Here is a 12783-nt window from a genome sequence, read left to right as displayed (position 1 = left end):
GCAAAGTCCTCTGCCCATGCTAGACCGAGCTGGGGTGCCGTGCGAAAAGATGGTCAAAAACCTACGAAAGCCAGGGAAACAGGCGCTGTACTTCTGCCTTAGACAAGCCCTCAACACGGGCAATATTGTGTTCGGGAATATCCAATGTATCGGGATGCCGGGCAATGGCTTCCGCCACACTGGCCGCACGCAACACATGCAAAATGGGGTATGGGGCGCGATTGGTTAAATTTTCGGCATCATCGGGAGCCGTTCCACCAAACTGATAGTGCGGATGGAAACTGGCCAGTTGGTAGGTGTCTGCACGTTCTAGGTGCTCTAGCGCTTCTTCGGCGACATCCAGAAAATCGTTGTAGTCGAGAAAGTCGGGCCACAAATAGGGCAAGACAAGCAATACCGTGTCCAGATCCTGCGCACCGGTATCGTCCAACCGCGTTATTTCCGCCTGCAAATCGGCCAACGCCTCGTCTTCTGAACGCGCCGCACTGACGCGGATACTGACTTGCCCGTCACGCCAGGGCTTATGGGCAAAAGGGCATAAATTCAAACCCAATACCACCTGCGTGAGCCACGCTTCAACGCGCTGCTCTACCAAGGGTTCGTGCTGCGTGATCATCGAAGTTTAGTAAACTCTATAGGACGAAGAAAAGGATCGTAAAGTAATGAAACAAGCTGCCACCCAAGACAAAGAAATGCCAAATACCATGACCGTGCGGAATACGATCACCGAACGCATAAAAAATCACGCCCAGGGTGTAGGTTACACCGCCGGCAACTAGCCCCCAAATACCCAGTTGGGGGAGCGCCGTTAATAGGGGATCTAGCGCAAACACGATACTCCACCCCATGGCCAGGTAGATGATCACTGGCAGAATGCGTTTCCGGTCAAAGGGTAAAAATTCAATCACCATACCCAATACCGCCAAGCCCCAAACAACGCCGAAAAGCGTCCAGCCGGACGGGCCCTGCAAAGTGATCAGGGTAAAGGGCGTATAGGTGCCGGCAATAAGCCCATAAATGGCGAGATGGTCGATCTTTTGAAATAAGGGCTTTAAGCGGCCCTTGACGCTGTGATAGAGCGTTGAAGCCGTATACAACAAAACCAGCGTACTGCCGTAAACACTGACACTGACCACCGCAATGGCCGAGGTTTTCACGGCAGCACTTACCAACAACACCACCAGCCCAATAACGGCCGCAATGGCACCAATCAAATGACTGAAGGTATTCAGCCGCTCACCGTGATACATGTTCGTGTTCTACATTCAGAAAAAGTTGGGGTCTATCATAGAACCCTCTGGGTCAAGTGTCCGTCAATCGCTCGCATTACCAGACGAAATAACTTGTCGTCGCATCACACGCGGCATTTCATGCCGTTAAATCAACAATGACTTCGGCATAGGTATCAAGAGCCCAGCAAGAAGTCGAGAACGCCGCGCTCCTTCGGCGCATCCGTAGAGGCCTCTGGCACTTCGCCAATAGGGGTCAGATTTACCGTCCATTCCGGGCCAACCTCGGCCGCTCGGCTCGCCAAGGCGTCACGACGGCGTTCATCCAGAGGCACGAACGATACACGCATTTGCGTTAAGCCATAATCGCCTTCTCGATGATCCAAGCGCATTTGCTGTGATAACAAGCTGACTTCACCCGCTGGCAAGGCAAACCGAATGTCCAAGGGTTGAATACGCAGTGAATGATCGTTAAAACCAGTGACCCCTGGGGCGGAGCGTGCAGCCCAGCCCACCAATTGATATTCGGCCGGCGGCAAATCCGTGATGACAACATACTGGTCGTTACTGCGCGGTCGCACGATGCTTTGGCGCCGCTCTCCGTCCGCTTGCTCAAAGTGCAACACAAAATAGTAGCCTAAGGTGCCCGGCGTGAATCCGGTTAGCTCCAGCCCCATCAACAAAACAGCATCGGCCGTCTCCTCACGTTCAATCAACGCTTGTCCAGCACAACCGGTCAGGCTCAAACCCATACCGAGCAAAAATAACCAACGCAACATAACACTACCTATAAGACGTTTCTGACTGCGCGCCATACTAGGCGGCGCGTGCGCGCAATTCAATCATTCAGCGGAAAATAGTCGTTCGCCCAATCCTGAGTAACGCCGAACAGGCGTATTCACAGCGGTTTCCCATACCCGGTGCGGACACCAAATATAAAGTTTCTCTTTACTGCGCGTGATGCCGGTATAGACCAGTTCGCGGGACACCAGCCGCTGCGGGCGTTCGGGCATTACCACCGCCACCCGGGTAAACTCCGATCCCTGTGTTTTGTGAATGGTCATCGCATAAACCGTTTCATGCGCTGGCAGTCGGCCGGGTGACAAAATACGAAATTGAGCTTGCTCCGCTGCACCCTGTTCGCCACGGTCAAAATACACCCCCAAACTGCCATCTTCCGTTAGCCAACACAGCCCGACATCGCCATTGAACAGGCGCAAACCATAGTGGTTCTGCGTCACCATGACCGGCCTTCCGGGATACCATTCATTCACTCGCGCGGGAATCAAGCCCAAATATCGTAGGCGCGATTCTACATGCTCATTTAACGCCCCCACCCCTTCAGGGCCGATCCGAGTTGCTGCGAGAATTCGGAACTGCCCCAGCGCATGCCAGGCAGCCTCGATGCTTCTTGCCTGTATGATCGGGCGATAGTAACGCTCGATTAAGTCGTCCAACCAGGCCGACAAACCTCCGACATGATAGGCATGCTGTATGTCATCGTCGTTATGGGTGAGGTTTTGCCAACTGGTTTTGGTGTCTCCAGCAATCACACTTTTTGCCAACCGACCTATCGCACTTTGATCACTGAAGCGATGACTCTTTGTTAAGAACACTACATGATCCAGCGGCAGATGTTGCCCCAGTGCCGCACGTATTTCAGCTGGCGTATTCAGGTCGACCGCCACGGGCTGAACGGGAACTCGGTAACCCGTAAGGTGTTCAATCCATTGAGCATTCTCAACGCTGAACCGAAGGTCCGCCTGTCCACTGCGATCTCGCGGAGCCATATCAGCCAGCACGCTGCCAGCCGCCACGGAAGGCAACTGATCAGCGTCCCCCAGCATGATCACACGGGCGTTTTCCGGCAGGGCCTCCATCAGCCGGGTCATCATCGGCAGATCAACCATGGACACCTCATCCACCAACAGAATATCCAAAGCCAATGGTCGGTCGGCATGATGGCGGAAGCGATAGTCGTTCGGGATAACGCCTAGCAAGCGATGCAAGGTGGTGGCGACATTCGGGATTTGGTCTAACACGCTGTGCCGAATACCGGGCAGTTCCGCCAAACGGCTTTTGGCTTGGTTGATGGATTCGGTTAAGCGCTGCGCTGCCTTGCCGGTGGGGGCCGCCAAACGCACTCGCAACGGCTCGTCGCTCTTGTGCAGGGCCACCATGGCATACAGTATTTTTAAGACCGAGGTGGTTTTTCCCGTTCCCGGCCCACCAGCGATCACGCTCCATTGCCGCCGCACCGCATTGGCGACCGCAATTTTTTGCCAATCCAACGCGGCCGAACCAGGTGCCGTTGGGAAAGCCTCCGCCCCGCCATCCGTCTCGGCATCAAGTTCATCAAACAGTGTCGCTTGCTGCGAAAGTGCCGGGTGTGCTTCGGCTTTTTGCGCTGCGGTTGAGGGAAACAAGAGCGCCAATGTCTCCCGGGCACGCTGGCTATCAATAAAACGTACCGATGTACGCAAGCGCCGGAAATGCTGCGCCAACCGTACCTCGTATTGAAAATAACGGCGTAAATACAACCGGTGTCGATCAAGTACGACAGGCCATTCACCACGTTCAAGCAACCAACCTGCAAGCAGCCCACGCCACGCCACAAACTCCGGTGCAACCCAAGGTGGTTGTGGCGTCTGCTCCGACGCCTGCGTGCGCGGTTCCCACAACACTTGCCCCGCGAGAAGCTGCAAATCCAAACAGGAGTGACCATCACGCAAGGCCCGGCTTAATGCAGCCAGGGTATAAAACAGGATTTCATGGTCGCCTGACGACAAAGACTCCACACCATGACCAGGCAGGGTAAAGAGTTGCTCGGCGAGGTAGTAGTCGATCGCCGCCCAATCTTCGTATTGCGCGCTGAGCTGGTCTAAGGACGGCACATTAAACAGGGCAGAATGGGTGTAAACAGGCTGCATTAAACCACCTCCTCGCCATGCATTAACGCATCAAGCGCCTCAATCATGGACTCGTCTGGGCGGGTGAAGTACACGCCAGACCCCGGTGCTTCGGTACTCATGCCACGTAAATACAGGTAGTACACGCCACCCAAATGTCGTTCCGGACGATAGTCCGGTAGGCGCTGCGCTAAATAGCGATGCAACGCCAAGGTGTAAATCAGATACTGCAGGTCGTACCAGTGACGTTGGATGTTCTCGTGCAACGCGACCGGGTGATAATGCTCCCAACGTTCGCCCAGCCAAGTTGACTTATAATCGCACACAAAATACTGACCGTTATGTTCAAAAATCAGATCAATATAGCCATGCATCATACCTTCCAAGCGCCGCATGGGCATATCGGCCCAAAGCTGCTCTGCCTCTCGGTTTCCCCCGCTACGGTAAGTCCGCAGAAGCCGCATTAAGGCCCGATTCTGGCTGCCCACCAAGGGGAAATAGAATTCGGTTTCACGCAGCGTGGCGCCATAATCGAGTTGTTGCAGAGCCAAGCCATTGGCGTTCAGCGGGGTTGCCAAGACGTCCAAAAGCCAAGTCTGGAGTGCTTCGCTCCGCTCCGGCGAAGCGAAGAAGTGACCAAAATGTGTTTGCGCTCGTTCCGTCACCGCAGTCCAGTTCGGATCGGTGAAATTCAAGTGCTCTAACACATCATGCAAAAAATTACCGGCGCGCGCACCTTTCGGCAGCGCAAAACGCACCGGCACTGATTCGCTGCCCATTGGACGCGCATTGCCTGAGGTGGCATCCAGCGACTCCGATAACGCGTCCTCCGCATCCCGATCGCGCTGGCTTAAGCCGGTATAACCCACCCGTCGCTGCGTCAGCTGTCGGGCCAAGGCCGAAAATGAGTGCAGGCCCCACGACCGATCAATCTGGCTATTAAACACGGATACCTCGGCGCTGTTATCATCCAAGCTATCCATCTTCGGTACGATGACCGGAATGTCGCTGCTGGCGACTTCCAAGCCAATCGATGCTGGCTCTTCTGCAGACCCATTATTGCCCGAATTAGTGGCACGCGCCCCTATGGCACTCGGCTGCAGTTGATGCTCTTTCAGTTGTTGTACCATGGTCGGCCAAGGGTCGGCCTCAGTACCCGCACCGGTACCAGACAGCAAGCCCAAGGCCGAGCGTTCAGGATGCGCAAAGGGTGCCATGCACAAATAACAACGTTGTTCCGCACGGGTAATTGCGACATACAATAAGCGTGCTCGCTCGGCGTTTTCTTCTTCCAGAGCACGCGCTTTGACACTCGCCGCCGTGCCCAGATACCAAACCATCTGTTCATTATCATCATGAAACGCTTGCACGATAGGGCTGCGTGGCTTTCCGGCGTAAGTGGAAAACGGCACAAACACCACAGGGTATTCCAAACCTTTGGCGCTGTGCTGCGTCAGAATCCGAATCAGGTTGGCATCACTCTCGAGACGCAGTTCCGCTTCGGGCCGTGCCACCTCCGAGGCTTGTTGCAAACGCAACCACTCCAACAGTTGCCTCGGCTCGCGGGCTTGCACACTGGCTTGTTGCAACAACTCGATAAGATGGAGCATGTTCGTTAACGCCCGTTCCCGCCGCTGTGCCGGTGGACGGAAACGCTCATGCACCAGAGCCATAGCCATAGCAATAAAGCCCTGCCGCTGCCATTGTTCGCGCCACTTTAACAAGGCTTGGCGCTCTTCTTCCCACGCCGACTCATCCTGTTGCAACAGCAATAGATGCGCCGGACTGCGACCTAACAAGGGTGACACCAAAGCGCGCAATAACCATCGATCGTCTTCCGCATGCAGAATGCCGCTCAAGGCTTGTTCCATCTGCATGGCCTCCGCACTCAACAGTACGTTGTCTCTCGCACTGAGGTACACCGCCGCCAATCCACATTCGCGCAAGGCCTGCTGAACGATCTCAGCTTCGCCGCTACTCCGGACTAATAAGGCAATATCTCGGGCTTCCAGTGGGGTCTCCCCACGTTTTACGCCAGAATTCAGCAGTCGTTGAATTTCGGTAGCACACCAACGTGCCATGGTGAGCCTGAATTCGGCCGTCATGGTTGAGGCTTCACCATCCGCCAGCGACGCTGGGAAATGCACAAATTGCAGGGCGGCTCGAGCTGCTGGATCCGACAGCGGATGTTTAAATGCTTTACTGTTCTCTCCACCAAAGGCCACCGGCAAATAGTCGATACCTGGCCCAAAAGGCGATGGCGCTGTTTCCAATGGGTTGTCAGGCGTTGCAGGCATAGAAAACAGAGGATTGTATCCATTCACCATGGCGGCCGACGAACGGTAGTTGGTCGCCAGATTCCAGCGATAGTCGGCGCTGCGTGCAGCAGCCAGATAGGCAAACACGTCGCCACCACGAAAACTGTAGATGGCTTGCTTGGGATCGCCAATCATAAACAACGTATGTTCTGCGTCTTGATACACTCGGTCGAATATGGCGTATTGCTGCGGGTCGGTGTCCTGAAACTCATCCACCAGTGCGGCTGGAAAACTCGCCCCCAATGCGGCCGCCAGCGCATCGCCCTGATCGCCTTGCAGGGCACTGTACAATTGCCGAATCAGATCATTAAAATCCAGTACCCGCTGTGCCGCTTTGGCTTGTCGAAAATCGTCTCGCAGTTGGTGCAATAGGCCGCCCAAAGCCTCAAATTCGGCAGCCTGTGCCGCATCTTGTGCCAACGACTTTAAGTCTTTGACGGGATTCAACACCGCTTGTATGTCGGTGCGCCCGCGATACCGATTGCCGTTGATGAAATCATTGACCGCCTTCGGCATCGGCTCATCGAGCGGTGCCGCCAACCAGTCCTGCAAAGTGGCCAATTCGTGCGCGCGGAGATCGATTTCACTCTGTTTTTTGCGGTTAGTCACCAACTGTTCGCGCAGAAAATCGGTGTTCTGACTAATCTGGGCGGCCACCTGCGCTTTCTGTTCAGTTAACGCCTGCACCGAGTCGGTCAGAATGGGGGCATCGGACGTCATCAACCGACCAAAAGCCCGATAAAAGGCTTCTGGTGTTGGGTAGCGCCGCGTGAGCAAGCGATAGCGTTCCGGCTCCACGGTCAGACGACGAAAACAATCCGCGATGGTTTGCACGGCTAATTCTGTAGTGTCAGCTTCCATGGTGACATCAAAAGGCATTCCACTGGCGAAGGCTTGTTGAGTGAGTACCCGCTTACAATACCCGTGAATGGTATAAATGGCCGCTTCGTCCAGATGTAACAAGGCATCATGCAAGCGAGCCTGCACTTCTTGGTCATTGAGCCGTTGCCGCAAGGCCTGCACCAAGGGGTCTCGCTGTGTGTTTGTCCACGTTTGTTGCAGTTCCCGCAAATAATCACCGATTCGTCCGCGCAGTTCTTCCGTCGCCGCCCGGGTAAAGGTGACCACCAAAATCTGCTGCACAGACAGTTTTCGCTCCAAGAGCAAGCGCGCATAGAGCCGGGTGATGCTGTAGGTTTTTCCGGTACCGGCGCTGGCCTCGATTAAATGCCGTCCCGTTAGCGCTATCGACTCGACCACTAAGGGCTGCATGGATTGCTTCATCATTGCCTTGCCTCATCGGCCTTAACACGCGGCACGGGTCCATAGGTTTGGTGGGCCAGCATCGGCTGATAAAGTGGCTGCAACAGGGTGTCATCTGTCACAGTCCATTCCGGACTCTCCGCTGGCCAGAATACGTCGAGATACGGGTTAAATTCGGCAGCCTTCTGCCATGCCAGGATGAGGGCATCCGGTTTTGCTTCGGTGTCAGAATACCGCGCCAACGCCAGCGCCGCGAGCAAATGTGACGGCGCTTGTGTCAGCCGTTGCCAAACGTCATACCACGCCTGTAATTGCTGTTCGGCATCGGCCACGGGTGAAAACGTCAAACAATCTGCGACGTCCATGCCATGCTTCGCTTGCGCACGAAAATAGCCTTTGGTGGTGATCGCCGCGCTGCAATTAGCAATGAGGTGATGTAACCACAAACGCAGGGTGTCTTTGGGTTTACAGGTCGCAAAACGCCAAAACACGTTTTGCTGCTCAAGGCGGATGGTTTCACCCTGCAGAGTCAGGTTCTGGTGTGACCAGGAAAGCGTCGTAACGGTGGCATGCTGAACGCCTTCACGACACAGCAATTCGGCAAAGATCTGGGCCTCCTCCGTCCAGGCCATCAACTCATCGTCAAACGTCGGGTTGCTCGGTAAGTGTTGACCCAGTTGATGCCTTTCGAGTACGGGTATGACGTCCTCACCCTGCACATGGGCCTGAATCACATCATCCTGTACGCCATAGCGGGCAAGGTAGTCGGCGACAAAGGGTTCGGTATCGTCCAACTCGTCATCCGCACGCTCCAAATACAAACCAAGACGTTCCTGCGCAAAGGCTTGGGGTGGGTTAGTAAACCAGCGTACCCAATACTCTATGGGCTCCTGCCGTGGTTCGGGCCAGTCGTCCGCTAAGGGTGTCAATTCAGGCAAGTTATCTGAGGCGACCTGTTCTGTTGCTTTGAGTAGGGCAAACCACTGCGCGTCGTAGCTGAACAGCGGTGCACGATAATTGTCCAAGCTGAAAGGCTGCAAAGGCAGTTGGCGTGCCAGCACATTGGGTGCCACGCCATAACCTTGCGCCAGATAGCGCAACAGCTCCCGCAAGACCAGAGAGGGTTGCTGTTCTTCATTATTCTTGGCGCTACGCCCCTGATAACTGAGGTACAGAGACTGTCGTGCCGATACCATCGCTTCCAGAAACAGATAGCGGTCGTCGCCGCGCCGTGAGCGATCACCCAAGCGCGGCCGGGCATGGGCCATTAAGTCAAAGCCTAAGGGCTGGCGTTGACGCGGGAACTGACCATCATTCAACCCGAGAACAGCGATGACCTTAAACGGAATGCTGCGCATCGGCACCATAGAGCAAAAAGTAACTTGCCCGGTCATAAAGCGTTGCCGTTGTTCCGGTTGCTGGAATGCCTGACGAAAATAATCTTGCACGACGGCCAGCGGCAGCGCATGTTCCGCGCTACCGGCACGGTGGGTAAAGGCAACGAGGTCATGCAGGGCCATTAACACACGGTCGTAACCATCGCGCTCGTCATCGTCCGGGTCATAGAGACGCTCCAGCAATCGTACCAGCCTAGCTTGCCATTGTATGGCGGTAAGTTGGCTCATCCATTGTTGACTTTCTTCCTGCATAACCCGCAATACATGCATCAGTTTGCCGAGCAAATCGGCTTGATCACCTTCCACCCAAGGCAACAGCAATTGACCGTCAAATACCGCTTCGGCATCGCCCCACATGAAACCGAACAACAAGCGCTGCAGCCCTTGATGCCACGTGTAATGGGCATCCGCAGGCAACCCCAGAGCACGCTTGTGTTCGGCATCCAGCCCCCAATGCACCGCCGCGGCCTTTAACCACTGGGTTAGCCGAGGCAAGTCGGCGGCGTCTATACCAAACCGTCGTTGAACCGCTGGCAAGCGCAAATGCGCGAGCACACTGTTGACGGAGAAACGGCTGTCGGGTAGCGCCATCAGCGCCATAAAAGATTGCACTAGCGGGAGGCTGTCGTGTAATGAACGGTCGGCAATGGAACAAGGTAAGCGTACCGAGGCATGGGCTTCCACACTGCTCATCCCATGGCTGTCAAATACGGCTTCAATGTAGGGTGCGTAGTCTTCCACTGCTGGACACATCACCACGATGTCACGCGGCTGTAAACGGGGGTCGGCCGCCATTTGATGCAACAACCAGTCATGTAACCCCTGAACTTCACGCAGTGCACTGTGGGCATTGGTCACTACAATGCTGTCATCTACCGCCTGCGTTTGGGGCTCGGTGGTCGCATCGTGTAAATGCAAAATATCACGCTGTATCCTGCCCAGCAGGGTGTCCTGGGGAGGCGGGCTAAAAACCGATATTTCGCCCTGCTCGGTGGCGTACATTAAGCGAATGAATTCCTGCCCTTGCCTGCCCCACGCCGCCAGCAAGGGATTGCCGACCTCCGGCGCCAGCCACACGTCTTCTGTCTGCTGCTCCGCCAGCCATTGGGCACGCTGCCTGGCCTGCCGTTCCGGGCTTTGAATGTCGCCCCAATACTCATCCGACGGATTGAGGGTAAAGATGTGCAAATTCATGTGGGTACTGAGTTGACGCAAAAAGTCCCACCACACGGGGGCCATGGTGTTAATACCAAACACATACACCGTATCGGGCAAATGAATTTGACCCGGTGTCACCTCCATCAGCCGGGTACGAGCCTGATGCAGCCAATATAAGGGGTGTCTTGGTTCTTGCTGCGTCAAATGATGCCAGAGCACGGCTTGCCAACGCACGCTTTCTGCCGGGGCATCCTGAACGCCATCAAACTGTCCTTGATCCCATTGCTCGATCCAATCCGGGCGATAGATTAAATACTGCTCATATAGGTCGGCTTGGGTGTGCGCCAATTGATAACGCTTGAGGGCATCCGGCTGGTCGTTCAGCCAGTAGGCAGTGGGTGCAGTAAAATCGGGATGTTCACTCAGCGTTGCCAATGCGTTGTAGATCCGCCACACCAAGACTTCCCGCGCATAAGGCGATTCATCCGGCACACTGGGGTCGAGCCGACGCATCATCTTCCAAATAAACCGGGACAGCAGCGGAAATTCGATGTTCATGGCAACGCCATTATGCTGCGCCATCTCCATGGACAGCCAATGTTGCATGCCGGGGTTTTGCACCACGATCAGATCGGTCGAGAGCGCATGCGGGCGGTCGTTCTGCTGCATCAGATGCAACATCAGCTGCACCAGTTCTTCCATGCGATTACCTGGATAGAGCGTGAGCATAGCCATCCCTTTTTACTGTTTTTTTGTACAGTATCACGAAGCCAATGGCGCGACAACGCTCGTGCGATCCGCGATGCAGTTTTTGCCTGCATTTTTGGCCCGATACATCGCTCGGTCTGCCGCGTTCATTAAGGTATCCATATCGGAGCCGTCTTCAGACACCACCACATAGCCCAGACTGGCAGACATGGGAATGGTTTCGCCACCGGTAATCAACGGGTCCATCAATGTTCGACGCAACTTTTCGGCCAAGGCTTTGGCTTGTGCCCGGTCACATTGTTCCGCCAACACCACGAACTCATCGCCCGCCAAGCGCGCAACTGTGTCACTGGACCGCACAGCTTTCAACAACCGGCGTGCTACATCCATGAGCAGGGCATCCCCCATGGCATGACCCCAGCGGTCATTGACGGCCTTAAAGCCGTCCAAATCAATGTAGATCAGCGCCGCACCATATTGATAACGTTCGCAACGTTGCAGGGTCATAGTAAAACGGTCATAGAACAATTTTCGGTTCGGCAATTCGGTCAAGGCATCATGATTGGCCTGCCATTCAAGCCGTTTCTCAATAGCCTGCCGTTGGATGATGTCATCGATCAAACGCTGCTCTGATTGCATGCGACGCCACGTCAACCAACCCAAGAAGCCCATCAGAACAGTTACCAAGGCGATCGACACGGCCAACCGAATGGCTTCCGCTCGCGCGTATCGCGCAATGTCCGCATAAACCGCCGATAGGTCACTGCCCACAAAGGCTAGCCATGGCCAGTCCTGCACGCGCTCAAAGGAAACGCGTCGCTCATTACCATCAAAGGGTGATACCAGCACAAAGCTATCCCGGTCAGGAACGTTGCCGCGATAGGCGGCGATCGATTCGAGCACTTGGCCCGGTTGGTACGGCACGAAGGGGCGGCGCAGAATCAAGCGCCCATGTTGGTCTGCCAGCACGGTGGTCATGCCGGTTTCCCATTCGGTCACACCACCGAGAAGTTCGGCCAACTCCTCCAGCCGAATGGCTACCGCGATCACCCCTAAAAACTGCCCCTCAGGTGATCGAATCGCGCGACTCATGGCGACAAACGTCGGGCCGTCGGTGATGCGCGCAACATCGGGTGATGAAAGAAATGGTTTGTCGTCTGTGACCCAAACATGGGCTTGAAAATAACCACGATCGTTCAAATGCGGTTTGGGTTCCGCCGGATCGCGGGTCCAGGCCACAATGCTGCCACTCGCATCCAAAACCACAAAGTCCGCCACTTCCGGACTGTAGGTTTTGCGCAACGTCAGGAGTTCACTCATCACATTCGGTGGGATATCCCGCTGGGCCAGAATCGCCCGTGTCGAGAGTAACATCCCGTCCAGTTCGTTTAACTTTGCATTGAGCAAGGCACTTTGATTGTACGCGTGATAGCGGGTATTCAAGAATACCCGATCATGGGCATCCGCACGGTAGCTGGCCACGCTGTCAACATAGAAGGCGTATAGCCCGACCGCCGACAACACCCACAGCAGCACCAACCCACAAAATATTAGAGCCACGGAGCGCCGATGATTTGAACGAGTCGCGGTGTTTGAAAGGGTCATAGCTGGACAATTTTCCGAGTCATGATAGGCAGTATAGCGAACCCTGACGACATGCGTGATAGCTTATATTGTACTTTGTCGCATTAACCAAGAGCTTACAGCAGTGACTGCTGGCTGCAGCGCCCTTAAACCTGAGGTCAAGTTGACCAGTAGGGGGCCTATCGGGGTATGCTGCGCGCTTCCAAAAAATGGACAT

7 protein-coding genes are annotated in these 12783 nt (G+C 55.1%); all 7 read right to left on the bottom strand.

What is annotated here, in order from left to right; genetic code table 11:
• Nucleotides 1–61 precede the first annotated feature (61 nt).
• Nucleotides 62–616: a DUF1415 domain-containing protein gene (locus ACFOSD_RS07400; protein ID WP_380695072.1), complete on the bottom strand. Its 555-nt coding sequence runs from the start codon at nucleotides 614–616 to the stop codon at nucleotides 62–64.
• 16 nt (nucleotides 617–632) lie between these two features.
• On the bottom strand, nucleotides 633–1250 hold the full coding sequence (gene trhA / locus ACFOSD_RS07395; protein ID WP_380695070.1) for a PAQR family membrane homeostasis protein TrhA: 618 nt from the start codon (nucleotides 1248–1250) through the stop codon (nucleotides 633–635).
• 155 nt (nucleotides 1251–1405) lie between these two features.
• Nucleotides 1406–2008: a hypothetical protein gene (locus ACFOSD_RS07390; RefSeq protein WP_380695068.1), complete on the bottom strand. Its 603-nt coding sequence runs from the start codon at nucleotides 2006–2008 to the stop codon at nucleotides 1406–1408.
• Between the two features lie 63 nt (nucleotides 2009–2071).
• Nucleotides 2072–4159: an exodeoxyribonuclease V subunit alpha gene (recD, locus tag ACFOSD_RS07385; RefSeq protein ID WP_380695066.1), complete on the bottom strand. Its 2088-nt coding sequence runs from the start codon at nucleotides 4157–4159 to the stop codon at nucleotides 2072–2074.
• Nucleotides 4159–7743 (bottom strand): exodeoxyribonuclease V subunit beta, encoded by a 3585-nt coding sequence (recB, locus tag ACFOSD_RS07380; protein ID WP_380695064.1) that lies wholly within the window; start codon nucleotides 7741–7743, stop codon nucleotides 4159–4161. The genes recD and recB overlap by 1 nt, the downstream gene beginning before the upstream one ends.
• Nucleotides 7740–11003: an exodeoxyribonuclease V subunit gamma gene (gene recC / locus ACFOSD_RS07375; RefSeq protein ID WP_380695062.1), complete on the bottom strand. Its 3264-nt coding sequence runs from the start codon at nucleotides 11001–11003 to the stop codon at nucleotides 7740–7742. The genes recB and recC overlap by 4 nt, the downstream gene beginning before the upstream one ends.
• Nucleotides 11004–11036: 33 nt before the next feature.
• Nucleotides 11037–12587, bottom strand: a complete 1551-nt coding sequence (locus ACFOSD_RS07370) for a diguanylate cyclase domain-containing protein (protein WP_380695060.1) — start codon at nucleotides 12585–12587, stop codon at nucleotides 11037–11039.
• Nucleotides 12588–12783 lie beyond the last annotated feature (196 nt).

Source organism: Salinispirillum marinum (assembly GCF_042650105.1).
Taxonomy (GTDB): domain Bacteria; phylum Pseudomonadota; class Gammaproteobacteria; order Pseudomonadales; family Natronospirillaceae; genus Salinispirillum; species Salinispirillum marinum.
Note: the sequence above shows the minus strand (reverse complement) of the source record. Positions and strands in the feature narration are given on the sequence as shown.

Excerpts from the sequence above, each read along its gene's own strand:
- trhA (WP_380695070.1), bottom strand. The coding sequence starts at position 1,250 with ATGTATCACGGTGAGCGGCTGAATACCTTCAGTCATTTGATTGGTGCC.
- recD (WP_380695066.1), bottom strand. The coding sequence starts at position 4,159 with ATGCAGCCTGTTTACACCCATTCTGCCCTGTTTAATGTGCCGTCCTTA.
- recC (WP_380695062.1), bottom strand. The coding sequence starts at position 11,003 with ATGCTCACGCTCTATCCAGGTAATCGCATGGAAGAACTGGTGCAGCTG.
- ACFOSD_RS07400 (WP_380695072.1), bottom strand. The coding sequence starts at position 616 with ATGATCACGCAGCACGAACCCTTGGTAGAGCAGCGCGTTGAAGCGTGG.
- ACFOSD_RS07390 (WP_380695068.1), bottom strand. The coding sequence starts at position 2,008 with ATGTTGCGTTGGTTATTTTTGCTCGGTATGGGTTTGAGCCTGACCGGT.
- ACFOSD_RS07370 (WP_380695060.1), bottom strand. The coding sequence starts at position 12,587 with ATGACCCTTTCAAACACCGCGACTCGTTCAAATCATCGGCGCTCCGTG.
- recB (WP_380695064.1), bottom strand. The coding sequence starts at position 7,743 with ATGATGAAGCAATCCATGCAGCCCTTAGTGGTCGAGTCGATAGCGCTA.